The 25631-nt window shown below is 33.7% G+C and carries 28 protein-coding genes; 18 read left to right on the forward strand and 10 right to left on the reverse strand.

Annotation, left to right across the window (positions count from 1 at the left end; genetic code table 11):
• The first annotated feature begins 26 nt into the window (after window positions 1-26).
• From JM83_RS08145 to JM83_RS08165, 5 genes are all read left to right on the forward strand, one after another.
• Window positions 27-791, forward strand: coding sequence for an SDR family NAD(P)-dependent oxidoreductase (locus tag JM83_RS08145; protein ID WP_144961039.1), 765 nt, complete (start codon window positions 27-29; stop codon window positions 789-791).
• Window positions 792-890: 99 nt separating this feature from the next.
• Window positions 891-1910, forward strand: coding sequence for a sugar kinase (locus JM83_RS08150; RefSeq protein WP_144961041.1), 1020 nt, complete (start codon window positions 891-893; stop codon window positions 1908-1910).
• Between the two features lie 12 nt (window positions 1911-1922).
• A complete protein-coding gene (locus tag JM83_RS08155; RefSeq protein WP_144961043.1) occupies window positions 1923-2594 on the forward strand; it encodes a bifunctional 4-hydroxy-2-oxoglutarate aldolase/2-dehydro-3-deoxy-phosphogluconate aldolase in 672 nt (223 codons plus the stop codon).
• 225 nt (window positions 2595-2819) lie between these two features.
• On the forward strand, window positions 2820-3830 hold the full coding sequence (fbp, locus tag JM83_RS08160; RefSeq protein ID WP_144961045.1) for a class 1 fructose-bisphosphatase: 1011 nt from the start codon (window positions 2820-2822) through the stop codon (window positions 3828-3830).
• A 397-nt stretch (window positions 3831-4227) separates the two neighbouring features.
• Entirely contained in the window at window positions 4228-5517 is a 1290-nt protein-coding gene (locus tag JM83_RS08165; RefSeq protein ID WP_144961047.1) for a tyrosine-type recombinase/integrase, read from the forward strand.
• 96 nt (window positions 5518-5613) lie between these two features.
• Here JM83_RS08165 and JM83_RS08170 read toward each other — a convergent pair whose 3' ends face one another.
• The 9 genes from JM83_RS08170 to JM83_RS08210 all read right to left on the reverse strand — a co-directional run bounded on the left by JM83_RS08170 (window position 5614) and on the right by JM83_RS08210 (window position 14185).
• Window positions 5614-5862: a hypothetical protein gene (locus JM83_RS08170; RefSeq protein ID WP_144961049.1), complete on the reverse strand. Its 249-nt coding sequence runs from the start codon at window positions 5860-5862 to the stop codon at window positions 5614-5616.
• A gap of 254 nt (window positions 5863-6116) precedes the next feature.
• Window positions 6117-6506 (reverse strand): hypothetical protein, encoded by a 390-nt coding sequence (locus tag JM83_RS08175; RefSeq protein ID WP_144961051.1) that lies wholly within the window; start codon window positions 6504-6506, stop codon window positions 6117-6119.
• Window positions 6507-6581: 75 nt separating this feature from the next.
• The gene (locus JM83_RS08180; RefSeq protein ID WP_144961052.1) at window positions 6582-7874 is read right to left on the reverse strand and encodes a tetratricopeptide repeat protein; all 1293 of its coding nucleotides are present in this window, start codon (window positions 7872-7874) and stop codon (window positions 6582-6584) included.
• Window positions 7875-7876: 2 nt separating this feature from the next.
• Window positions 7877-8305 (reverse strand): hypothetical protein, encoded by a 429-nt coding sequence (locus tag JM83_RS08185; protein WP_144961054.1) that lies wholly within the window; start codon window positions 8303-8305, stop codon window positions 7877-7879.
• A 77-nt stretch (window positions 8306-8382) separates the two neighbouring features.
• Window positions 8383-9876 carry a hypothetical protein gene (locus JM83_RS08190; protein WP_144961056.1) on the reverse strand — a complete coding sequence of 498 codons (1494 nt, stop codon included), beginning with the start codon at window positions 9874-9876 and terminating at the stop codon, window positions 8383-8385.
• A complete protein-coding gene (locus JM83_RS08195) occupies window positions 9873-10181 on the reverse strand; it encodes a helix-turn-helix domain-containing protein (RefSeq protein WP_144961057.1) in 309 nt (102 codons plus the stop codon). Before JM83_RS08195 ends, JM83_RS08190 begins: the two co-directional genes overlap by 4 nt.
• 77 nt (window positions 10182-10258) lie before the next feature.
• Window positions 10259-11266, reverse strand: coding sequence for a hypothetical protein (locus JM83_RS08200; protein ID WP_144961059.1), 1008 nt, complete (start codon window positions 11264-11266; stop codon window positions 10259-10261).
• Window positions 11267-11274: 8 nt separating this feature from the next.
• Complete coding sequence (locus JM83_RS08205) at window positions 11275-12801, reverse strand: argonaute/piwi family protein (RefSeq protein WP_144961062.1); 1527 nt, start codon at window positions 12799-12801, stop codon at window positions 11275-11277.
• Window positions 12794-14185, reverse strand: a complete 1392-nt coding sequence (locus JM83_RS08210; protein ID WP_144961064.1) for a toll/interleukin-1 receptor domain-containing protein — start codon at window positions 14183-14185, stop codon at window positions 12794-12796. The genes JM83_RS08205 and JM83_RS08210 overlap by 8 nt, the downstream gene beginning before the upstream one ends.
• A 509-nt stretch (window positions 14186-14694) precedes the next feature.
• Here JM83_RS08210 and JM83_RS08215 point away from each other — a divergent pair.
• Entirely contained in the window at window positions 14695-15909 is a 1215-nt protein-coding gene (locus tag JM83_RS08215) for a site-specific integrase (protein ID WP_144961067.1), read from the forward strand.
• A 163-nt stretch (window positions 15910-16072) separates the two neighbouring features.
• Here the strand turns inward: JM83_RS08215 and JM83_RS08220 are convergent, their stop codons facing one another.
• Window positions 16073-16705: a nitroreductase family protein gene (locus JM83_RS08220; RefSeq protein ID WP_144961069.1), complete on the reverse strand. Its 633-nt coding sequence runs from the start codon at window positions 16703-16705 to the stop codon at window positions 16073-16075.
• 93 nt (window positions 16706-16798) lie between these two features.
• Here JM83_RS08220 and JM83_RS08225 point away from each other — a divergent pair, with 93 nt between their 5' ends.
• The 12 genes from JM83_RS08225 (at window position 16799) to JM83_RS08270 (ending at window position 25630) form a co-directional block, all read left to right on the forward strand.
• The gene (locus tag JM83_RS08225) at window positions 16799-17179 is read left to right on the forward strand and encodes a winged helix-turn-helix transcriptional regulator (protein WP_144961071.1); all 381 of its coding nucleotides are present in this window, start codon (window positions 16799-16801) and stop codon (window positions 17177-17179) included.
• Window positions 17180-17318: 139 nt separating this feature from the next.
• Complete coding sequence (locus JM83_RS08230) at window positions 17319-18341, forward strand: SDR family oxidoreductase (protein ID WP_144961073.1); 1023 nt, start codon at window positions 17319-17321, stop codon at window positions 18339-18341.
• A complete protein-coding gene (locus JM83_RS08235; protein ID WP_144961075.1) occupies window positions 18341-18922 on the forward strand; it encodes a Crp/Fnr family transcriptional regulator in 582 nt (193 codons plus the stop codon). The genes JM83_RS08230 and JM83_RS08235 overlap by 1 nt, the downstream gene beginning before the upstream one ends.
• A gap of 311 nt (window positions 18923-19233) precedes the next feature.
• On the forward strand, window positions 19234-20073 hold the full coding sequence (locus JM83_RS08240; protein ID WP_144961077.1) for an RteC domain-containing protein: 840 nt from the start codon (window positions 19234-19236) through the stop codon (window positions 20071-20073).
• A 271-nt stretch (window positions 20074-20344) separates the two neighbouring features.
• Window positions 20345-20632 (forward strand): helix-turn-helix domain-containing protein, encoded by a 288-nt coding sequence (locus JM83_RS08245; protein ID WP_144961079.1) that lies wholly within the window; start codon window positions 20345-20347, stop codon window positions 20630-20632.
• A 3-nt stretch (window positions 20633-20635) separates the two neighbouring features.
• A complete protein-coding gene (locus JM83_RS08250; RefSeq protein ID WP_144961081.1) occupies window positions 20636-21355 on the forward strand; it encodes a hypothetical protein in 720 nt (239 codons plus the stop codon).
• Window positions 21339-22001, forward strand: coding sequence for an ATPase (locus JM83_RS08255; protein ID WP_144961083.1), 663 nt, complete (start codon window positions 21339-21341; stop codon window positions 21999-22001). Before JM83_RS08250 ends, JM83_RS08255 begins: the two co-directional genes overlap by 17 nt.
• A 161-nt stretch (window positions 22002-22162) precedes the next feature.
• Window positions 22163-23245, forward strand: a complete 1083-nt coding sequence (locus JM83_RS08260) for an XRE family transcriptional regulator (RefSeq protein WP_144961085.1) — start codon at window positions 22163-22165, stop codon at window positions 23243-23245.
• Between the two features lie 46 nt (window positions 23246-23291).
• Window positions 23292-23681 carry a hypothetical protein gene (locus tag JM83_RS08265; protein WP_144961088.1) on the forward strand — a complete coding sequence of 130 codons (390 nt, stop codon included), beginning with the start codon at window positions 23292-23294 and terminating at the stop codon, window positions 23679-23681.
• A 198-nt stretch (window positions 23682-23879) separates the two neighbouring features.
• Window positions 23880-24056: a hypothetical protein gene (locus tag JM83_RS19130; protein ID WP_186434969.1), complete on the forward strand. Its 177-nt coding sequence runs from the start codon at window positions 23880-23882 to the stop codon at window positions 24054-24056.
• A gap of 52 nt (window positions 24057-24108) precedes the next feature.
• Entirely contained in the window at window positions 24109-24267 is a 159-nt protein-coding gene (locus JM83_RS19135; RefSeq protein WP_186434970.1) for a hypothetical protein, read from the forward strand.
• 124 nt (window positions 24268-24391) lie between these two features.
• Window positions 24392-25630, forward strand: coding sequence for a nucleotidyltransferase (locus JM83_RS08270; protein ID WP_144961090.1), 1239 nt, complete (start codon window positions 24392-24394; stop codon window positions 25628-25630).
• The last annotated feature ends 1 nt before the right edge of the window (window position 25631 follow it).

The raw sequence follows: 25631 nt of genomic DNA on the forward strand, positions 1-25631 counted from the left end.
AGAACAATTATAAATATCAATAAACAATGAGTGATTCAAAGAAAAAAATAGCAGTGGTAACCGGAGCAACTGGAGGTATTGGTTTTGCTGTGGCCAAAAGACTTGGTGAGGATGGATATACCGTAATCTTAAACGGAATAGAAGACGATAAAGGAGCTGAAAGAGTTAAAGAACTCGAAAAAGAAGGGATTTCGGCTGAATATTATGGTTTCGATGTTACCAACGAAGAAGCTGTTAATTCAAACTTCAAAAAAATTGGGGAGAAATATGGTAAAATAGATGCCCTCGTAAATAATGCCGGCGGTCTCGGTGGTAGATCAAGATTTGAAGATATGACTACTGATTTTTATAGATCGGTGATGGCGTTAAACCTTGATTCAGCATTTTTTGCTTCCAGGGCTGCTATTCCATTTTTAAAAAAAGGTGATAGCCCATCAATTATTAATTACACTTCAAACGCAGGTTGGAATGCCGGGGGTCCCGGTGCTGGTATTTACGGAACTTCGAAAGCGGCCGTCCACACCCTTACCAGGGCGCTGGCAAAAGATCTTGCGGAATATGGAATTAGGGTTAACGCAGTTTCCCCGGGTACCATTGATACGCCGTTTCATGCGCAAATTAAATCTACTAAACCAGAAGTATTCGCTTCGTGGAAAGATAATATCATGTTAGGGCGTTTGGGAGAGCCAGAAGACGTGGCTTCTGTTGTATCATTTCTGGTAAGTAAAGATGCATCGTTTTTAACTGCTGAAACCATTCAGGTTGGAGGTGGACAAGCCCTGGGAATATAATAAAGCACGAAATGGGCAAGTTAGAAGTAAAAATAGTGTTAGTTACTGGAGGCTTCAGGGATATCGGTCTCGACTTCATTCCTAATAAAAAAGAATAAGATGGATAATATTGTTGCTTTTGGTGAAATTCTAATGCGGTTATCTCCTCCTGATCACCTTCGGTTTTTTCAGGCCAGTTCTTTTGAAACTTCTTATAGTGGTGCCGAATTCAATACCCTCGCTTCGTTACAGAATTGGGGTTTGGAAACTCAATTCGTAACGAAATTACCCGATAACGACTTTGGAAATAAGGTTATTTCTGAAATTTCCAGATATCGTGTAGGTCAAAAGTATATCGCTAAGGGGGGAACAAGACTCGGAATTTATTTTTTGGAAAAAGGTTCTGCGATCAGACCAGGCAAGGTTATTTATGATAGGGCAGATAGTGCTGTGGCTAATATAGAACCTGGCGATATTAATTGGGAAGAAGTACTTAAAGAAGCCGAATGGTTTCATTGGTCTGGAATCACTCCCGGTATTTCCCGGGCAGCAGCGCAAGAATGTTTGCGTGCCTGTAGGGTTGCCAGTAAGATGAATATAACCATTTCCTGTGACCTTAATTATCGGTCCATGCTATGGAAGTGGGGAAAAGAGCCAAAGGAAGTCTTGCCGGAAATACTGGCTCTAACCAATGTCATCTTAAGCGATTTGGCCACTCTTTTTAAAATGCTTGGCAAAGAGAAGATCGATCCAGATTATTCTATGCCAGAAACTTTAGGGGATTATTATGAGGAGGTGCTGGCGAAATGTCCAAAACTGGAATTTTTACCAACTACCTTAAGGTATTCCAAGAGTGCTTCTCATCAAAAAATCGGTGGGATAATGTTTTCTGCAGGTAACATAGTTACATCTGAGATAAAGGAGATTATTCCCATAGTAGACCGGTTAGGAACAGGAGATGCTTTTATGGCTGGTATCATCTATGGTTTAAGCCAGGAATGGGACACTCAAAAAGTTTTGGATTTTGCGGTAGCATCAAGCTGTTTTAAGCACACAATTTCGGGTGATATTAATTTAGCCTCCTTGGATGAGATCAACGCTATTATGCAGGGAGACCTGTCCGCTTTAGTTAAACGATAAAAATTATCAAATATGTCCAAACTATCAAGACTTGAAGTATTCAATATAATGGGATCTACAGGTTTGGTTCCATTATTTTATCATGAAGATATAGAAATTGCCAAAAAAATTATCAAGGCCTGTTACGATGGTGGAGCAAGGGTTTTGGAGTTTACTGCACGTGGAGACTTTTCTCATGAGGTATTTGGAGAGCTTGGTAAATATGTACAAAAGAACTATCCTGATCTAGCTCTGGGGATTGGTTCGATTACAGATGGCCCTTCAGCTTCATTATATATTCAATTAGGGGCAGATTTTATCGTGACCCCTGTATTTAGAGAGGATATTGCAGCTATTTGTAACAGACGGAAAATTCCTTTTTTTCCAGGTTGTGGTTCTTTAACTGAAATTGCTAAGGCTGAAGAAATGGGCTGTGAAATTGTAAAATTATTTCCAGGTTCCATCTATGGGCCAGAATTTATAAAAGCTATCAAGGGCCCACAACCGTGGACGAGTATTATGCCTACCGGGGGTGTAGAACCAACAGAGGAAAGTATAAGCCAATGGTTAAATGCAGGGGCTTATTGCGTGGGTATTGGTTCTAAACTGATGAAGAGGGACTCTGACGGGGCTTATAACTTTAAGGAAATTGAGCAACTTGTATGTAAGTGTACTAAAATTATAAAGAATCTCAAATCAAATTAAAAAAATATATGTATATCCGTTTTCTACCCTAAAAGCTCTTTTGTCACCCTGAATTTATTTCAGGGTCTCCATATTACATTGATTTACATTGAAATGAGATTCTGAAACAAGTTCAGAATGACATCATTTTTCAGTTTGGGATGCTTTACGGACAAACAAAAAAAATAAAAACACCTAAGATGGTAAGTAAGTCTTAATGTTAGTTAATATTTAATAATAAAGCAAATGGAAAGACATACTACTTTAGGAGAATTTATCATTGAAAATCAAAAGGATTTTCCATACGCCAAAGGAGAATTGAGCGCTTTATTAAGCTCAATTAAGTTGGCGGGGAAAATGGTAAATGAAAAAATAAATAAAGCCGGTCTTTCCCAAATTCTTGGAAAGGCAGGTCAGGAAAATATTCAGGGAGAGTCTCAGGCTAAACTGGATGTAATGGCCAATGAAATATTTGTAAGCACCCTTCGCAACCGGGGTGAAATATGTGGTCTGGCTTCTGAAGAACTAGAAGATTATCTTGTTTTTGAAGATAATATCCATAAAAATGCTGAATATATCGTGCTTATTGATCCATTGGATGGTTCCAGTAATATTGATGTAGATATCACCGTGGGTACTATTTTTAGTATTTATCGCAGAATTACTCCTAAAGGAACTAAGGCAGAATTGATAGATTTCTTGCAACCGGGCAATAAACAAGTGGCAGCCGGCTATCTAATTTATGGTACTTCCACTATTTTGGTTTATACTACCGGAAATGGCGTAAATGGGTTTACTTTTGATCCGGGAATTGGTTCATTTTTTCTTTCCCATCCCAATATCAGGTTTCCAAACACCGGTAATACCTATTCAGTAAATGAAGGCAATTATGTGCATTTTCCGCAGGGAATCAAGAAATATATAAAATGGGTGCAGGAACTAAATGAAGAAGAAAACAGGCCTTTTACCTCCAGGTATACCGGATCGCTGGTAGCCGATTTCCATAGAAATATGCTGCTGGGCGGAATTTACCTCTATCCGCAGGGAACAACAGCTCCTAAAGGAAAATTACGTTTACTGTACGAGTGTAATCCTATGGCATTTTTAACCGAACAGGCTGGGGGAAAAGCTTCTGACGGATTCCGCAGGATCATGGAATTACAACCTGAGGAACTACACGAACGAGCGCCGTTTATTTGTGGAAATAAAGAAATGGTAGAAAAGGCTGAAGAGTTTTTAACTTCTTGTAAATCTTAAAATTTAGTTAGAGATGTCTAATTCGTGAACACTCCATTAAGTAATGCTTGGACAGCCCAATGTTAAAAGCATAAGCAAATTTTAAAACACTCCCGCCTCATCATCTCTATATATTTATCTAGCCAACTAGGAGAATTCGGCTCAACACAATAACTTTTTAAAAAATCAACAAAAAAGCGTTGCCCCGGTGTTGCCCACAAAAAAAGCCGACTCGTTAAAGTCGGCTTATCCCTTTGTGCGGGCGAGAGGAGTCGCACCCTTGATTCTGGTAGATTATAGTAAATCCATATATGTTTAGTTTTTCTTTATTTAATAGGGTTTAGCATATAGATAAATTCTACTACATAAAGATAAATTCATATAGATTAAGTATATTTGGGGGAATAAGAGGGGAATTATGGCTTCAATAAAATACAGAATTAAAACGTCTAAAGATTGGAATTCAATATATCTTCGATTTAAGCAGGGAAAACAGTTTGATTTAGAAATTTCTACTGGCATTCAAGCGCCAAAAGGCAGATGGAGTAAATATAAAGAAGAAATCCTTCCAACGATTGAAATGGATTACCGTTCTGCTAATTTGAAATTAAAGGAGCTGAAAAATTATGTCAGATCAGAATTCGAAAACACTAGGTTAAATGGTCATCTGATCAATTCTAAGTGGTTAAAGGAAAAGATCTATCATTTTTTTAATAGAGAAACTTTAAATGCTGAAATTGACGATAGATTATTCTTCACTAATTATATTGACCGATTTATTAAGGCCTCTCACAATAAAAAAACTCGAAATAATACGCCGGTTAAAAAAAGGACTATTCAACATTACACTACTACAAAAAATAAGATATTAGCTTTTGAGGAATATCAAAATAAGAGATTGCGTTTTGAGGATATAAATCTTCAATTCCATTCTAACTTTATTGATTTTTTAGAAACTGAACAGTTATTAAACCCTAATACCATTGGGGGTTACATTGATGATATAAAATTATTTTGTAGCAACGCAGATAAAAGAAATTACGATGTTCCTAAAGACTTTCAATTATCAGATTTTTATTCTCCATCAAATAAAACGAAAGATATCTATTTAAATGAGGAAGAAATTAACTCGATTTACTGTGTTGATTTGGAATATGAGTATTTAGATAATGCCAGGGATTGGTTGGTTATAGGTTTAAGAACTGGATTTAGAGTTTCTGATTTTCTTTCTTTAACTAACAAGAATATTGAAAATGGTTTTATAACTAAAAATACCAAGAAAACTGATTTCCCCGTGATTATTCCAATTCATGATCAAGTACAGGAAATTTTGAATAAAAGAGGCGGTGAACTACCCAGGAAAATAAGTGATCAGAAATTTAATGATTATATTAAGAAAGTTGCTAAAAAAGCAGGGTTAACTGAACTGACCGAAGGGGCAAAGATGAGCGAAAGAAATATCCTTCGGAATGGCAAAAAGGTCACCATTCATCGGAAAGAATATGGAAGCTTTAAAAAATATAAATTAGTAACTTCTCACATATGTAGGAGATCTTTTGCTACCAATCTGTATGGAAAAATTGATACGCTTACTATTATGAAGATAACTGGGCATAAAACAGAAAAGCAATTCCTTGATTATATAAAAGTTACTCCAAAAGAGTATGCTGAAAAATTGAAAAACTTCTGGTTAAAACAAAAATCATAACTTAGTATTGTAATTCAAATTTTTATTATGAAAAAATTATACTTGTCCTTGCCGTTGTTACTTTCTTTCTTCAAAGTTGCATAAGTAATTCTCAATTTAAATCTCAATTATCTTAAAATTAATATATTCTTTTGCTCTGTCTAGGCTAAATGTAGTTTCCATCTCTATATCTAAACCATCTATAATGGCTATTTGAAATAGCATAGCTGATATTATTAGCCTGAATTCTTTATTGTTTAATTTATAACCCTTTTCTGTTTTTTCTGCCCCCGCATTTTCTAATTGCTCTTTAAAATAATTTTCACATTCAACTCTCTCCCAATTTCTAATATGTAGTATACACATAAATATTTATTTTAAAGAAGCTAAGCCATACCTAACAGCTTACTACAGTTTCCTAATTGTTTTTATTATAGTATATTCATTTAAAGATTAATACCATGCGAAAAATCCTATTCTTTCTATCCTTGACGATTGTTACCTTCTGTTTAATTGGCTGTAGAAGCCATAGAGATGATTGTATAGATTCAATGATGAAAAAGAAAAGGGTATTCATATGAAGATGCAAAAGATGCCTGTGAGGACGCTCAAATAGACACCTATGCAAGATGATTTTTTCTATATCTATTCAAACTCGGGCTGCATTCTAAATTTTCATGATAGGGTTGTATATATTTCCAAAACGCTTTCCCTGCACTATCTAAATAATTCATCGTATAATTTAATTTTGTATTAGAACCAACTTGATATAAGTATTCGTTACATCCATAAGAGTATTTTGATTTAAAACATACTATCGCAAAATAATAGGTGTCAAAATCAATAAAAACTTTATGAAATGAAACTTTTGAAATTGCTTCGCTTAATGGACTGTTATAAGTTGTTCCATAATCATTTGATTTAACAAAATCTATTAACTCCTCACAGGACTGAGCTTTTAATCCCAATGAAAAAAATATAAAAATGACTAATAAAAATATTTGTTTCATAAAATAAATGGTTTCTTAGTTCTGGCACTATCCCGAAGCAGTAAGGTGCAATTAATAATAGATTATCCCAGTTAACTATTTTTTTGGTAAAATAGTTGGATCTTTTTTTAGCCCAGTATATATTATTCTTTGGTTAAATTGATTGCCCTCTCTATCAAAATACCAAGCTATATATGTGAGTTGTTTGTCAAAAACTACTGTATTACCATAGTTATCATAAAACATATATAGTTCCGTTCTATCATTATATTCAGAAAACGTCCAGTTATTATATTTCCAAGGATCATTGCCTCTTTTGAAGCCGTAATAATCTTTACCAAAATATAGTTCTGAATTTGTATCTAATTCTTTGGTCAATTCATATTCGTTTGAGTTTTTATTAAACCTAAATTCAAGTATTTTATTAGTTCGAAAGCCCTCTCGAATTTCAATAGGTCTGGAATTTTCTTTGCTTGGTAGATTACTGTTTTCTTTTTCTACAGTATCTAAGTCGGTTATCTTTTTTAATAATTGTTTTACTTCCTCGTTTCCAGGTCTGAGTTTTTTAGCTCTTTCTAATAAAGATTTAATTTCAGAATTTAATTCTTTTCTTTGCAGATACAGCTTTGTGTATTTCACATTTTGATCTTCTGAATTTTTAATCTGTTTTATTTCATTATTTATATTTTTTGCTTTTTCAAAAAAGTTTCGAGCTAAGGCAAATAGTGATTCGAAATGATTTGAATTTTTTGCCACTGCCAATTTGTAAAAATTGATGGCTATATCAATTTCTCCATTTTGCTCATAATTAAACCCTTTTTTATAATAATCATCTGCTTCCTCATACTTCGATTTAGAATCTTTTTTATTAACTGGATAATTATTAGATTGTTTCTGAGATATTGAATTTATTAAGTCGTTATATATCCCTATAAAATAGTTAATTACACTATTAGTAGCCTGAGCGCTTGAATAATCAATTTTATTATTTTGATTATTAAATCGAGTGATAGCATCTGAAAATCTCTTATGTAGAGTGGGGTGAGAAGTTAAATTTCGGGATAACTCATCAATTTTATTTTGAACTAAATTTATATTGGAATTATATTTAGACTCTTTCGCAGCTAAAACCTGATTGGTAAGATTAGCGTTAAAAGTGTTCACAGGTTGCATATCGGCATAGGGAGATTTTCTTTGTTGTTGTCTTTGAGTCAAATCTGTATATCTCCACTCCTCATTGATGGCATCCCATTCTTTATATCCAACTAATTCATTATAAGAATTGTAATATTCATACCTCTGTTGAATTTCGTTATATTTTTCAGTGTATGATTGGCTAAAGCATGCAAAGGAAAACAGAATTAAAAAGATTAAAATGGGTGATTTCATATTTAATTTGTTTTATTTAATTCTAAGCTGACATTATTCTGATAAAATGTAATTCTCTCACTATCAATTTTTTCAAATCTATAGGCGGTTCTTTGTATTTCTGCGTTATCTAAATTAACGGTTACATTAAATTCATAGGTTTCTCCAGTCTTAATTTCTTCATCTATCGATGCTGAACCATTTGGAGCGTCATTGGCATTTCGTGCCATTCCAACAATATCTAAAACGACAATACCACCACCAGAAATAATCTTGACATTTTTAGAAGAAACTTCAATTTGGATTTGAGTGAATGAATCATTTTGACTTCGTTCATCTTCCCATGAACCTTGAAGCCATTCAGGAGGGGACAAAGATAACTCTGTACTAACTGAATCTGTACTACAGGAAATTAAAAGGCAGACCGTTAGAAATAAAATACATTTTTTCATTGTGAATTTTTAATGTATTCATTTCAAGGTAGGGCTGTGAAAATGAATAGTATAGAGTTCAAATATTGATTTTATTCTTAACATTTCAAAGTTTCTTTTGTAGAAATCCAAGGTTCGCACTTAATTTCAGGCTTAAGCCCAGTTAAATAGTCCATTCTAATTTCTAGTGTTTTTTTTACCAGATCGACATTTTCCTCAGTAACAATTATGCTATCATGTATGGTTGCCATAAACATATCCGGGTAATCCTCTGCTAAATCCTTAGTTATGACATCAAGAATTAAAAAAGCTTCAAATTGTTGTAGAAAAGTAGCAAAGCGTTTTTTGGCTTTCTTTATACCTTCTCTATAATTTTTCTTTAGATGTTTCGAACTCTTAAATTCTGCAACAAAATCTACAATTATTTTAGGTAAAAGATTTTTTACTTCTCTATAGGTTTTTGTCTTGCTTCCAAGTCCGCTATACATAAATTCCAATAGTAGAACCTTTGCTAAGGACCGTTTGGAGTCAAATTCCCTTTTTTCAAGTTTACCTATTTGAGTATTATAAGCTTCTATTACATAAAGTCCTTTTTCAGTAGTTATCTCTTTTAAAAATTTATCAGATAATAATTCTGAAAGCCATATATAAATATCCAAATCAACAACTATCGATTTAAAAGCTTCAAACTCCTTCTGGCTCTGCGATTCCGTAAGTTTGTAATTCATAATAGAGAAAACTTCATCCCATTTCTGATTAGAGATCTTTCTCTTATCAAAACTTTTTCTAATAAATTCTTTATCCCTATTAGTACCAATCTTAATCATTTCTAAAACGGAAGTCATAAGAAAGGGTTGGGATGATTTTAAATCTAAAGATATTAGAGTTTTTCCCTGACAATTTAAAAATTGTCGAAGGTTAGAGCTTAAATTGGTTAGATTACTATGAAGTCTGTTATCTTCACCTTCCCGACTGTACCACCAGTTACCCACTGTTAAATTATTAACTGCAAAGGCATATTGATATTTTTGATCTTTACTAAGATCTTCATTATTCTCAATCCATTTGTAGGCATTTTCGGTATCTATTTGTATGTAATTTTCTTGTAACCATTTGGTTAAATGTCCAGTTTTCTTTGCTGCTCTTTCCTTTCTTTTATCTTGAATCTCATTTATTTCTTTTGAAATTTCTCCTTTTCTCTTTAATAGTTCATAAGAATGAAAATTGAAAGGTTTGAACTTAGATTTATCTTTTTGATCAAACCAACAAATTTTATAACCATAGCTTTGATTTCTTTTGATGCTATAAGCTTTAATTTTAATAAATCCATTTTGTAGTAAAAAGTTTTTATGATCCTTGTGCCGATTCCTGCACAATTTATTGAGATACTTTGCAGCAAGTCTGACAAATCCTTCTGAATCTCCTTTTCCATGAAGATTACCAAATGTTATTAAGTTTAGAAAACACACTAAATAATCTAGCCCCAATTTCTGTTTCTTTTCTAATGAAAAATTGTAATGTTCTAACCTAACCTCTAATTCGTCAAATAAATCTTGATTAATTTGAACGCAATATTTTTTTCCGCAAATCATCCTTCCCAGGTTTTAGATTGAGCATTTTCATTTTCTAAATAAGAAAGGATTTCGCTCTTTAAATAATAAACTCTTCCTCCAATTTTCTTTGGTTTAAGAAAACCTTGATTACTATAGTTCCATAAAGTTGTGTAGGACGCTTGTAAGAGTTCTTTAGCTTCTTTCCGGCTGAGTAGATTCTCTTTTCGATTAGCTGCACCTGGAGGCTTAAAATCCTTAAAATTTTGCAGTTCTGAAGCTACTGCATTCTTAATAATAGTTTTTAGATCTTCAAGATCTAATTCTGTAAATGTTTTTATACTCATAATAATTATCTTTTATGAGTACAAAGCTTGAAAATATTGTTTTCTGATTTATAGCTAGAAATTTCCGAAAATCGGAACTACCTTTTGAAGATTAAATCATAGGCCGCTTCTCGAGCTTCAGATTTACTCTTTCCCAAAGAATCAAATTGATTTTTTTCAATTATGAAATCAAACATTTCTATAGTTATCAAATTTCTATCTTTAAGAAAAAAGGCAAATTGCATATCGGTAATTTTATGAATTTTTTTCTCGAATAACATTCTTTTAAAAACATAACCAATTGCTTTATATGGATTTTTCTTAACAACATTTTCATTTAAGTATTCAGTGAAACATTCGTATTCGATTTCACTTTTAAAGAAGTCAGGATGTATGGGTGTTTTCTTTTTCTTTTGAAACTCTTTATCTAGTTTATCAAGATATTTTTCGAGATCAGATTTGTCATAATAATATTTAAATTCAGTCTCTAAAAATTTAATAAAGTTAGCCTGCCGATCTTGTACCATGGTCATTACTGGCATCAGTTCAGGAAAAGTGTCAAACTTGTTGAAAAAAGGGAAGATATTTTCTTCTGGAGGATTACTGTAATTGGTATTCATCCAATTGTTAGAATATCGAATTTTGGAAAGAATTACTTTATTCAATAAATGTCTTGGATAATGAGGAGTTGGAAGATTTTCGTGTATATAATGATTTAGATACTCAGTAATATTTTCTTCAATCTCAATTAACTTTTCTTCAACTTTTTCACGGAAATCATTTTTATGATATATAAAGTCGGCATAATTAATTGTTTGTAATTCAGATAGCCTTACATTTTTGGATCTTCTATAAAAATGCCTATCATAATATCCGCTTTTAAATAATTCTTTGTCGACTTCTAACGTCAAACATTTATCCATAGTTATAATAACACTTTCATGCTCATAAGTTTGATCTAAATCTTGGTCATAAACTGGTTTTTCCAAATCTATAATGATCTCCATTCCTACCACCAATTTTTGTAATTCTGTTATGTCACCGATTGAATATTGATCTAATGCTTTTATTAATTTTTGATATTTTGGCTTGTTACTATTTCCCATTTGTAATATTAAATATAATACCTAAAAGGCAATGCAGGCCTTAAATCCTCTATTTCACCAGAGGTCAAAATTTCTCCAATAACATTTGCAAATTTCAGAGTGACGGGTGATCCGTCGCAGAATTTACAGGAGTTATAATTCAATTTTGTGAGAGCTAAAATATCTTTGCATACGGTATTAATATTTGTGTTCCTTGCTCCCCTTGTTACTTTTATTGAAAGAGGATTAGGAGTTTCCATGCCTAAAGGTTGTTGTAGGCGAGGAATAAAACCTTTAGTCCAGAGATAAGCCTGAGAATGACTTTTTGTATAATAAGATCCCCTTAAAATTGGGAAATCTTTATTCCTGTATAATTTAAAAACTTTTTCTTCTTTAATAGTGACGCCAATAATTGAAATATCTTGCCCTTCAACTGCATTTAAAAATCCCTTCCATTCTTCATTACTGAAGTAAGTTTTACCATGAATAAAAATCTCTTTAGGTAATCTATTATTTTCCCTTTTAAATGAATCAAGAGCCTTATTGAGTAAATCTTTTGAAGCTTCTTCGGATAAATGAAATTCTTTAGTATCCTCATTATACCATGGCCCGACAGCGCCTTTAAATACCATTCCATCACCGCTATCTAAAAACATTTGGGCAGCACAACAGGCATACTTATTATTTTTATTTCTCTCATTTATTTTAAAAACTAATCCTATATAACAGACGTCCTTTCGAATTTTTCCAAGTTTCCATGGTAAGCCACCCAATTTATAATATACTGACGTTGCTATATTCCAACAAATATCAGATTCCATGTTAGCCAAATCTCTTTTGGGTTCGTTTCTTGAATTTAAATACGGATGCTGATCATAAGCAATCGTTGATTCCCTAATTATTTGTGTAAGGATCTCATGCTTTAACAGTTTTAATTTAAGTTGATTATGAAAATTATTTTCGTAATTGTAACTATCCTTAAGTTTTTTTATGGTTGGATCTATCTCGTCAAATAATCCCACGGTTGTTCTGGAATATTTATCTTTTATGCCAATTTTTATAGGGTCTTTAGCAGGTTTGGATTTAACCCTTCCATGTTGATAGACTTCATCGGGAATAATAACGAACCATAAATTAACTGGTGGTCTGTCATCTTCCTTTTTCTGGTCGATAATTTTATCTACAAATAAATCTACCATACTTGAAACTCTCACATGAGAATCAGAGTATCTATACATTTTTTTTAGATCCGAAGGCGATACTTCTAATTCTACAGTGGAATTTAAATTTACAGTAATTCCAAAAATGGCTTCAAAACCAGGATAAAAAGGTTTGGATACGTCTTTTTTTAAGGGTATAACTGGATTTAAGAATTTTGTTAACCAGCTTTTAAAGAAATCTATTCCTGAAGGTGTTCCTATTATTCCTATCGAAAAATTATTTACTTTATCCTTACTGTATGGGCCAAATAGGGTAAGACCGTCCCTAGGATCTTGAACCTCTTGATTATGATTGAACAGTAATTTAGGCTCTATTATATTCTTGAGTTTATTCATTTTGCGATTCTTCGTCTTGAGATAGATAATGTTCTTGTTCCTCCAGAAAATCATCAATTGGAATCATTCTTTTTTCATCATTTGGTTCTATATAGGTAAATGATGATTCAAATAAAATAGGAGTAGTTGGAAGTTCTAAATAAGAATTATTAGATAGGGGTATGTAAATTTTATTTTCTTCGGTTCCTAATATCGATAAATAAGAAAGTAAAAGATCTCTCCACTCCTTATTAAACATTCGCTTTCCTTTTTTTCTCCTTGCAGCCTGAATTTTTTTCGAGTCACTCCAAGGTTTCATCCCATCTGAAGTAAAAACTAAATGATTTTTCAAACTGAAACACAATTCGGGTTCTAATAAAGTATGGAAGCTAATACCATAGTGCCAAAAATCTTCAAAATATTTGCCTGTCAAACCAATATTTTTAGATTTTCCATTTAGCTCAAACTTACCTTTCACTTTATCGTCAATGGAATGCGGATGAAAATAGCAGAGTTTATTTGAAAACTGATAATGCAATAACCCTAGATTTTCCATATAATAATGAAGGACTCTATTTAAAAGTCTAACTAGCAACCTTCTAAGATCATTGTATTTTGGAAAATTATCTGATTCAAAGTAATTGAAAGCATTCTTAGTGTTAGTTTCAATAACTTCTTTTGGATTTAAATGTAGATCTTCAGCTTCTAAATAAAGATTGAGATCTTTATCAAAAGTTACAACCATATTGCCATGCCTATAACAAGGAAAATCGTTTTCTTTTAGAATAGCTTTTGCCTGTTTATCATTTCTAAAGTGAAAAAAATAAATATTTCTGGGTAAATTCTCAATTCTCAGCCAGTTTGAATAGAAAACATCTGTACCCCCTTTTTCAATCCCACTCCAATTAGAATAGATATTATTATACCAATCAGTTAAATTAGTTTTGAGGTTTTTATCTCTTGGTGCTTTATCGGCCTCTAATTTTTTAAAAAGTCTTTTCAAGCCTACCGCCCAGTTTTTCTCAAAGTCTATTATATTCTTTCGATTTAAGCCAATTCTCGCTGAGTAGGAAGATTGATCAATTTTAATGGGGATAATAAAGTCTTTTAAGCCAAATTGTCTTTCAATACTTTTACATTGTTCCCATTCATCCAAAACCCCCTGTTTACTAAATGTCACTTCGGAGACTACTAAAATATATTTGATTGAACGATATTCTAAAAAATCTTGAAGGCTTTTCCAGTAATCGGATTCTCCACCTAAGAGAAAAGTTAAATCACATTCACAATTGTAGCCGTGATTTTGAAGTTGGGATTGTAGCCAAATTGTAAATTCATTGTCTTCAGGTGTTGCATGGCCAATAAATATGGTGTCTCTAGCTTGTGGATTATTTTTTTCGAGCATAAAATAATTTAGTGAATCGGCGTAGGGGACGAATATTCATCTAAAATAGTAAAATATAGTGAGAAATTTAATGTGGGGGATTAACTCATTAGGGACCAGTATTCAAATTTGATTTTGAGAAGAAATTTATAGGATACCCCACCCTTTATAGATATTGAAAGAAAAACTGGGGTGTTTTTAGGGGAATTTATAAAATAAAAAAAGCCTAATAAACTTTAGATCAGTCTATTAAGCTCTTTTTGTTGTGCGGGCGAGAGGACTCGAACCTCCACACATTGCTGCACTAGATCCTAAGTCTTGCATACCTTGCACCAACAAAACACAAATTAACTCATTTACAATTACTTATGTGTTTTGACATTTTATTTAAAGTCATATAATATCAGTTAATTTCAACATTTGTTGTACCTATGTTGTACCCAAAATTCCTAATAAAGATGTATCTTTAAAGTGAATTTTTGACAAAATGTTGTACCTGATTTGACTTTCGCAACTAAAACAGGTCAGCTATGTCAGCAAGTGCAAAAATCATTCTACGAAAAAAGCCTAATACCAAAGGAATGTTTCCTTTGGCAATTAGGATAACTAAAAACCGCCGTTCTACCTATAAACATATCGGTCATTATATTGATATGGAAGATTGGGATGAGAAAAATCTTCGTGTAAAAAAGTCCCATCCTAATGCAAAAAGCCTAAATAGCTTATTGTCCTCAAAACTTACAGAAGTGAATAAGGGCTTAATGAATCTACAAAGTGAAGATGGTGATGTATCGGCCACCCAGATTAAGCGGAATATTTACAAACCTATTTCAAGTTTAACATTCTTTGATTATGCAAAAGAGCATTTAGACGCACTTGAAGCTGACAAGAAAATGAATAGATATACAACAGATACTGCACTCCTAACCTATATCAGTGATTTCCATAAATCAAAAGAATTGCGCTTTCAAGAAATTAATCTGCGGTTTCTCAAAAGATTCAAAACTTATCTCATGGGCAATAGAAATTTAACGGAGACTTCTGCCCTAAACGTAATGGTATTGATTCGCTTGATTTATAATAGAGCAATTGCTGATAAAGTGGTAAGTAAAGATTTATACCCTTTTGGTAAAGGCAGTTTCAAAATCAAATTTCCACAAACTATTAAAATAGGGCTTAACAAAAAGGAAATTACGCAGCTTGAAAATGTTCAAAACCTGTCAGAAGTACAACGTCACGCATTAAATGTTTGGCTTTTCAGTTTTTATTTTGCCGGGATGCGAGTTTCGGATGTTCTTTTTACCAAATGGTCAATGGTTTATGATGGTAGATTGAACTATAGGATGAGCAAGAACACGAAAATTGTATCACTCAAAATACCTCAAAAAGCAATGATAATATTGAAGTATTATGAGAATAATAAAAATGGAGCTGATGATTTTATTTTTCCTGAAATGAAAAAGGCTGATTTCAGTGAAGCCAAAGACGTTTATAATAAAATTAAAGTGGCGACCAGTAAATTCAACAAGAACCTAAAATCAATTGTTAAAAAAGCAGGAATCAACAAAAAAGTGACAATGCATATCGCACGACATTCATTTGGGAATATTGCGGGAGACTCAATTCATCCTCTCATGCTACAAAAACTCTACAGACACAGTGATCTAAAAACCACCATTAATTACCAGGCCAATTTTATTCATAAAGAGGCAGATGAAGCTCTTGACAGTGTTGTAAATTTCTAATCCTTTGATAGTATTTTTGGGAGTATTTCCTGCCATCCTATTTACTTCATAGCTGGAAAGAAACAGAATAACGAAAGTTATAGTATAATTAATTTTACCCCCCTTTAACGTAGATGCCCGAATTCTATTCGGGCATCTATAGTAATTGAATTTAAAGCATCTTTTAGTCAATCCAATGAAGTATATCATCTTTTGATTTACGAAATTTCTTCAATTTTACATTCCAATCATTTTCTGTATCTCTATAACCAAGAGTCAAAATAACAGCACTTGTAAGTCCCATATCGCCAAGTCCTAATATTTCATCCACTTTATCCGGAAGAAATCCTTCCATAGGTGTCGTATCAATTTCCAGTTCCGCTGCTGCGGCTATAGCCATTGAAAATGAAATATAGGCCTGTTTGGCTGCGTGTTGGGCATGCCAATCATTGCTTAGGTGTTCGTACATACCCCAAACGATTTCTTTGTAATTAGTCATTGTTTCTTTCGGCAGACCTCGTACCGACATCATATCATCAAATACCCTAGTTATCTTTTCCAGAGTATAATTTGTCCATGATGCAAAAACAAGCAGGTGAGAGCATTCTGTGATTGGAGATTGGTCATACCCTACCGCCCTAATATCCTTCAGTGTGGATGGGTTCGATATTACAAATATTTCATAGGGTTGCAAACCCGATGACGATGGCGCCAATCTAGCAGCTTCCAGAATATAATCCAATTGATTTTGGGGTATTTTTTTCCCAGTCATTTTTTTTGTGGCGTATCGCCAGTTTAATCCTTTTAATAAATCCATAAGTAAAATTTTTTTGCAATATTATTTTAATGTGGTGACAAATTGTAACTTTGTGACTAAAAGTAATTGTAACATTTAGGTAACAATGATAAAATGAAATCAAATAATTCTATGCGAGAACAAAAAGAAACCGGGTTAAAGGCCTGTAAGTTTAAAATTCGAGCCATTCATGATGTACTGTATATAATTGGTGGCAAATGGAAGATTTCGATTATTGCCTGTTTATGCTATGGAAATAAGCGTTATTCCGATTTACTCGATGAAGTCGAAGGAATATCAGGAAAAATGCTGAGTAGAGAACTTAAAGAAATGGAAGCGAATAACCTAGTAAGGAGAACGGTGTTAGATATCCAACCTATTGGTGTGGAATATTCACTTACCGCCCATGGCCGTTCTATTAAACCCATTATAGACGTGATTGCGGATTGGGGTAATAATCACCGAGATAAAATACTAAAAGAGAACCCTTCATAATATTTGCGTACTGTTTGATATTGTACCTAATATCAAGTAATATTTGGAAATTCCTTTTACATGCTTGATAGGCTGATTAATTAACAAATGGTAATTGTCATCATTGTATTAATGGGCAATTTTGTTAAAAAATTAAAGCATGAACAACAAGGTATTAATTACAGGGATAACAGGCTTTTTAGCCTCCCATATAACAATCCAACTCTTAAATAAAGGTTACAAGGTCATAGGAACTTTACGCAGCCATGACCGTAATGATTCAATTAAATCAACCATTGAAACGCATACAAAAAACATTCATAATCTATCTTTTGCCGTAGCTGATCTCAACGATGATACTGTTTGGGATGCAGTTACACGAGATGTTGACTTTATCCAGCATGTAGCATCGCCACATCCGAGACAAGCTCCAAAATCAGATGATGAATTGTTGCTTCCTGCCAAACAAGGAACTTTAAATATCCTGAAATCCGCCGCTAAAAATGGTGTGAAAAGGGTGGTGATGACTTCCTCACTGGGTGCCGTTGCATATGGAAAGTCGTATGAGGAGCTTGAAAAAACACTTAGTGAGGAAGATTGGACAGATGAAACAAACTTGGCAGACACTACGGCCTATTACAGGAGCAAAACAGTCGCAGAAAAAGCTGCATGGGGATTTGTTAGTTATGAAAACATCGATTTAGAATTGGTAACTATTTGTCCAGGGGCAATATTGGGACCAATACTCGAAAGCGACTTTGGAACTTCCGCAAATATTGTAATCTCATTAATGGATGGGAGTTTTCCGGCAATTCCTAAAATCGAATTTGACATAGTTGATGTGCGCTCGGTCGCCGACCTACAAATATTAGCGATGGAATCGCCTACAGCAAAGGGCAAAAGATACATCGCAACAGCAGGGCATCTAACACTTAAGGAAATTTCTCAGATTCTTAAAGGGAAATATCCCAATAGAAAAATACCGGTCACAGAATTGCCAAATTTTGTAACAAAGTTTCTTTCCTTATTTCAGCCAATGCTAAAATCAATATTGCTTGAGACCCATAATCGTAAAACAACCAATAAGAAAGCCATCAATGAACTAGGTTGGGTACCCACATCACCTCAAGAAGCCGTCATATCATGCGCTGAAAGCTTATTTTTGAATAATATTTTAAAATAATGGAAAAACTAAAATCAGCTTTGGCGTTTGCTGGAATTCTGTCATCGGCAGACATAGAAATTTTGGTTGACCTTTTCAAGTATAGGAAACTCAAATCCGAAGAACACATAGAAGATTTTGGTAAACTTTCACATGAAATAGTGTTTGTTTGCAGCGGGGTTTTACGCGCCTACAGTATTGATGGCAACAGGAACGAAGTCACCAAATACTTTATCAAGGAAAACCAGTTTTTCGCCAATTTAGAAAGCCATTATTCATCACAGCCTTCAACGGTTGCAATTCAATGTGTCGTTGCCAGTGAGGTTTATACCATTCCATTTAGTTTATTTGAAAAGCAATTTGAGCGGTTTCCGAATTTATTCATTTTTTTTAAAAGTGTGACTGAATCCACATTACTTAACAAAATAAAGGACAACGATTTTTTGAATTTTGGTGATTCAAAAACCAAGTATATGGAGTTTTTGCTGAGATACAAAGTTTTAGCCCAAACCGTGCCTCAAAAGTATATCGCATCCTATCTAAAGATTACTCCGCAATCATTGAGTCGTATAAGAAATGAAGTAGCAAAAGGGGGAAAATAAATCCTTCAGAAATGCAGACACGACCCTGATTGACGACAAATACTCTTAGCTGTTTCGAATAACCGGTGTATGATGGATTTTATGTTCGCTATCGTTAATCAGAACCATATGTTCCTGTTGCAATTTCTTCAAAGAGTATAATTGGTAAGGAACTCCTTCCTAAAAGTTATGCCTTCCTATTTTAATCCTATTGTAGTACTAATTTTACTACAAGAGGATTCCGAAATTCTGTTATAATATTCAGCAATTTGGATATCCACATTTTATCCCCAGAAGCTATCTTCATTTTGAAATGAAACTTTTCAATCAAGATGCGTAAAAAAATCCAAAACATACTTGAAAAATACCGAGAAGAAATAAGAATAGTCAACGAATCGGATCTATCAAAATTTTCTAACACTGAGAGAGGTATATTACTATCAAGAAAGTATTTACAAAAGCTTCGTGTTACGCTTAGAGAAGGCTCTTTCGAAAACAAGGAAAATGAAATTTATTTTTTCAAAAATCAAAAACCTGAAATCCATGGACATTTAAAATATTATGCAAAATTGTACAAATATTTGCTACAAAAGCCAAGAGGCTCGGATAAGTCCAAAAGGATTTTCATCGATTCTGAAATTAAAATTCTGCAAGAATATTACTATCGAAATAATGATTTTATCAAGTACTATAGGCAGAATGCGACTTTTCTGGATGAGTTCTATTTTTTAAGAGGAAATGACAATATAGGTCTCATAAGTGATACATCATATTTCTATACTGATGTGGAATTTTCAACAAGCCACGACAATGCAGTGGCAAAAATCAAAGCCTATGATTTGCTTATAGTATATTATACCAATGACCTTCAAGATTTAAAAAAACAAAACAAAAAAAACATAGATGACCAGAGAGCATTTGATAGCCTAAACTTAAATTGGACCGCCAACAAAATTGATTTAATTGAACTGACCTATGCATTAATATCCTCAGGGGCAGTAAAAGGTGATATTAAAGATTTGGCAACACTTTTTGAAAAGACCTACGATATAGACCTGGGAAATTACTACCGAAGTTTTTTAGAAATAAGAGGGCGAAAAGAAAATCCCGCTCGCTTTCTAGATGCATTAAAAGCAAGCCTCTTAAAGAAAATACACGATTTGGATAGCTAATATTATCGCACCCAAGTTGAACCCAACTTGTGCTTTTTTTTTGCAATAAATTTTGACCTCTTTTATTTCTCATTTTGAGTTTTATAGCTACCTAAATCAACCAAATAACTCTAATCATCAAGATGTTAAAGTTGTACCCAACTTGGTTTCAACTTGTGAATAAACCCCAATAAACAACCTCAAATTTGTAGAACGAAAGTCAAATCAGGTCAGGGGCTATCAAATTAGTTGACAGCGACACGATAGTCCCTTCCATTAAAACCGTTCTATTATGCCAACAGCAATTATTACTACAGACGATCTTCGGGAATTCAAAATGGAATTGCTCGATGACATTAAAAACCTTCTTGCCAAACAAGAAGCTTCCGGAAATATCAAGAAGTATCTTAAATCTTCGGAAGTAATGGACTTGCTCCAAGTAAGTCCGGGAACACTACAAAATCTGCGTATCAACGGGACACTTCCCTATACAAAAGTAGGCGGAATCATTTATTACGATGCAGCGGAAATTCAAAAGGTTATGGATGCAAACCGTGTCCAACACGGGCTAAATTTATAGGTAATGAACTATATAAAGCTACTCAACGCGGCTTTTGAAAAGTTCTTTTTTGATGATCGCCTAAATCCTACCCATATTAGCCTTTATATGGCATTGTTCCAGGAATGGAACAGCAGCCGTTTTGCCGATGAATTCTATGTGAACCGACGTGACCTTATGCGCGTGGCAAAAATAGGTTCAAAATCCACTTATCACAGATGTGTGACCGAGTTGGATGCTTGGGACTACCTCTCCTATTTCCCCTCCAACAACCCATACAAGGGTAGTAAAATTAAGATGTCCATTATTGGGACAAGTGATGAACCAGATATGGGACGGTACAATCCCAAATTAGAACAACTTGCGGAACAGTACCATCCCATACGTGAACCAGAAGTGTACCAGCACCGTCCCATTAATGGACAAGCATTGGTATCTACTATAAACAATACCAAACAAGCAAATAATAATAAACAGCCAAAGGGCTGGCAGGCTGTCATTGATTTTTTTAAAGAAAAAGGTTTTGCTGATGATGAAGGAAAAAAATTCTTCACCCATTACGAAGCCACCGATTGGAAAACGAGTGATGGAAAAGCGATCCGTGATTGGCAAGCATTGGCCATCAACTGGATGGATAGAACCGAGTTGTTTGTCTCGCAAAACAAACCAAATAAAAAACAAGGGTCCCAAATCAAGGACAACTTGCGAACCGTTAAAAACAAGGATTATGGACAACCCCTCTAAAATAACCGAAGGTGGCGTGGAATATTCGCTTGGGGAGTTTGACGGCAAAAGTGTGCTTTATGATTTCCCTAAAATCTTGATTTACTTAAATGCTAAAGGCAAACTCCTTTTCGGAGAAAAATTCAGGATTTATGACGAGGATAAGAATATTCTGCTCAAGCTCTGTTCATATTTCATCAAGGATGAGGAGAACTGCAAGACTTATGGCATTGATACCGATAAGGGGCTTCTACTTTCCGGTCCCGTAGGCTGTGGCAAGACCAGTTTGATGAAGCTGTTGCGACACATAGTGCCGCTACAACGTCCGTATGAGATAATACCTTGCAGGAATGTCACTTTTAGCTTTAACAATCTTGGTTTTAAAACCATTGAAGAATATGGCAATACCAAATTTTTCTGTTTTGATGATTTGGGCATTGAACCCCCTGGACGGTTTTATGGGAAGGATCTGAATGTTATGGGTGAAGTGTTATTATCCCGCTATGAACTTTACCAGCAAACCAAACATAAAATAAAAACCCACGCCACCACCAATCTAAATGCAGAAGAACTGGAAGAATGCTACGGAAACCGTGTTCGTAGCAGAATGCGGGAACTGTTTAATTTGATTGCTTTTGATAAAAGGGCTGGGGATAAGAGGAAATAAATATTTAAATACAAGCTTACAGTGTACCTAACTGTCGCAAGCAAACCTGTCTTAGTTCACTTAAAATGACTTATTCACATAAGTGTTAATAACTAAATCGTATAGTAATTATTATTTTTTATATATTTGCTATACGATTGTTCTAAATCTACAATTAAACAATGAATACAATAGGATCTAAAATATCTGATTTAAGGAAACAAGCAAATATGTCGCTACAAGGTCTTGCTGACCAAGTTGATGTATCTAAAGCAGCAATACAACAATATGAAAATGGGACTTCAATGCCGGGTAATCAAATCCTAAAAAGAATTGCCACGGTTTTAGGGGTAGATTTTTGGGAATTTTTTAGAGTTCCAAAATTTAATATCTCTATTGAATCTGTAAAATTTAGAGACGGAAATAAGCTCAATAATGCTACAGAAGAAGAAAATGAAGTTAAAAAACACGTTCTTTCTATTGTCAAAAACTATTTAGAATTAGAGTCTATTCTTGAGGCTAAAATTGATTTTGAAAATCCAATTGAAGACTTTATTGTCCATAGTAATGCTGATGTAGAGAAAGCTGTTAAAAAAGTAAGAAGAAAATGGAAGATTGGTAATGCCCCTATTGATAGTCTAACAGAACTGTTAGAAGATAAGGGCATAAAAATTATTGCACTAGAGAGGGATACAAAATCTGGAGGCTTGAGCGGTTGGGTAAATAATATACCACTTATAGTTATAAATAATTCTGGAGCGCATAAAAGAGAAACAACGCGCAAACGGTTCACCATTGCCCACGAATTGGGGCATTTGTTGATGAAATTTGATATAACGAATATAAGCGAAGACCTTGAAGAGATCTTTTGTAACAGATTTGCAGCTGCATTTCTTTTTGTTGATGAAGTTGCATTTGAAAAATTTGGAAAAAACAGGACTTCAATTTCTCTTGGGGAATTAAAAGATTTAAAGGAAACTTATGGAATATCTATTCAATCGATAATATTTAGGTTAAGTAGTTTAAAATTGATTGATGATACTATTAAACAAGAGATTATTAAAAGTTACGACCTGTTGTTAGATAATGGTGATGAACACTTTGGAAATTATACCAAAAGTGAAGAAGCACCAATAAGATTCCGAAAATTAATAAGAATTGCGTTAACCGAAAAAAGGATTGAAAAAAATAAAGCTTCAGAATTAAGTGGCATACCGATAGATGAATTACAAAATTTAGCAATTAAAAACTTTGATTTAATATAGTATGTTTTTCTTCTACGACATAGAATATCTCTGCTGGTTAAATTCCTTGAAGCAATTAGATTTAATTGAGGAAGACGGACTCAAAATTCTAGTTCCGGAAATGCACCTTCAGAATTATGGTCTAGCAATACGAATGCAAATTCAAGCTATTAGCAATAGAAAAGTTTTAGATATAGTTGATTGTGACGGTTTCTATGATTTCCTGACGCAATATGATTTGTTAGATAGTATATATGGGAAAGGATTTTTGTTCCTTCTACATTGTGCAAAGCAGAAAAATGGAATTGTAATTATTGGAGATGACAGGAAATCACAATTACAATTATGTTCTAATCTAGAAATAAGCACATTAAGTATTGCTGAGTTTAGCAGAAATGTGATTCGCAATAAAGATTATTTAGTTTTTATAAATAAAATAAGAAGTGAAATGTTATAAAAAAAGCTGATACGTTTGAGGTACCAGCCATATACTTTAAGATATAAATATCAGAAAGATTTTTGTTTAGCGACACAAATATACTAGTTCCTCGGTGTATTTCAAATTCTTCACGATATTTTCTTCTATAAGTACTTGGTTTTACCCGACTCCTACAAGAGTTTCGCATCTGCTATTATTAATTTAATACTCCCAACAATGGCTACAAACGGCAAGAGTGGTGATAACCGCAGACACGGAGCTGTCAAAAACAGGTCCCAAGTTAAAAATCCCAAAACGGATATTTGGGTAAAACGTGATTCCAACACTGGTAGGTTTATGGACGGAAAGACCTCAAGCAATACCCCTTTCAAGGGCATAAGAAAAGAAAAATAAGCTCAGTCCCCAGGGCTTGATGTTGGGGTATTATATAATTTAAAGTTCTTTTATGAATTCTATAAATCTTACAGAAAAAGGGTTAAGTATTTGCCATAAAAATAATTGCGTGAATATCAAGGGTGATTTTGCGAAAGCTATTGTTTTTGGGCTTGCAACAATTATCGTTATAGGTGGTATAGCTGCAATTTTGAAGCAACCTAACTTATAATACAATTATGGTGGCTTTATATTAATTGAGTCACCATAATTAATATAAAAAATAAGTCAATTTTTTGCGCAATTAAAGTACTAGTTGGTTTCAGAAATTGATCAAAACTCTTAAATAAAAAATTATGAATGAATTGTACAAAAATGAAATCAACGAAATACTAGAAATTCTGGGAGAGAATCTAGACATTTCTGAAAGTCAATACAAAGCCGCTGTAAAAAGTTATGAAGCAGTTGGGGATTGGCTCTCTAAAGAAGGTTCCATATTATACCCATACTCCCCAAGAATAATTCCCCAAGGATCGTTTATGCTTGGCACTATCACTAGGCCTATAAACGACGAGGACGATATAGACATCGACCTCGTTTGCAAGTTGAATGGGAAGCCATCCCATTGGACTCAAAAACATTTGAAAGATGCAGTTGGTGACAGGCTCAAAGAGCATTCCGTCTACAAAGAAATGCTGGAAAGTCTAGACGGAGGAAGAAGATGCTGGACGCTCGAATATTCTGATGAAGCCAACTATCATTTAGATATTCTACCATCTATTTCCGATAAAAACTTTACCGTTTTACTTAATGAATCATTCAATAATTACCAGAATTTAGACGCCGATAAATTAGCAATCCGAATAACGGATAAAGAAGATCTTTTTTATTCTATAATGACCGATACTGAATGGTGGAGAAAATGCAATCCATTTGGCTACGCCAAATGGTTTTTTCAAAGGGCCATATACAGTTCGACAAAAATGTTCGCGCTCAGCGAATCCGTTGATCCAGTACGACCATTTCAGAAAGAAAAAATGCCATTGCAAAGGGTAGTCCAACTTTTAAAGAGACATAGGGATATAATGTTTTCATCAGATGAATATGATAGTGAAAATAAACCCATTTCCATCATAATTACCACTTTGGCAAGTAAAGCGTTTGACAAAAGCGAAAATATTGTTGATGCTTATGTCAATATTGTAAGTAAAATGCGTAGCTATATTGAAACTAGGCTCAACGCTAAAACAGGGGAATACGAAAGATGGGTAAGTAACCCTATAAATAACGAAGAAAATTTTGCTGATAAATGGTCGGAGGTGGCTCAGAAAGAAGAATACTTTTATGCTTGGTTGGATAAATTAGAAGAAGATCTAGCTACAATTCAATATGGTCAAAATAAAGGTCTTTTCAGTTTGAATGAATCATTATCGGCACAATATGGTAATAGGGTCGTCAATAAGGCGTTTGCTGAATATGGCGAAAAAAACAAGATTTTGCGTGAGAATGGACTAAGAAAAATGGCAGTTGGGACAGGAATGCTAGGGAGTATCGGTAAGTCAATACCCAACCATAACTTCGAGGGTAATAAATAAA

This window comes from Gillisia sp. Hel_I_86 (genome assembly GCF_007827275.1).
Lineage (GTDB): Bacteria > Bacteroidota > Bacteroidia > Flavobacteriales > Flavobacteriaceae > Gillisia.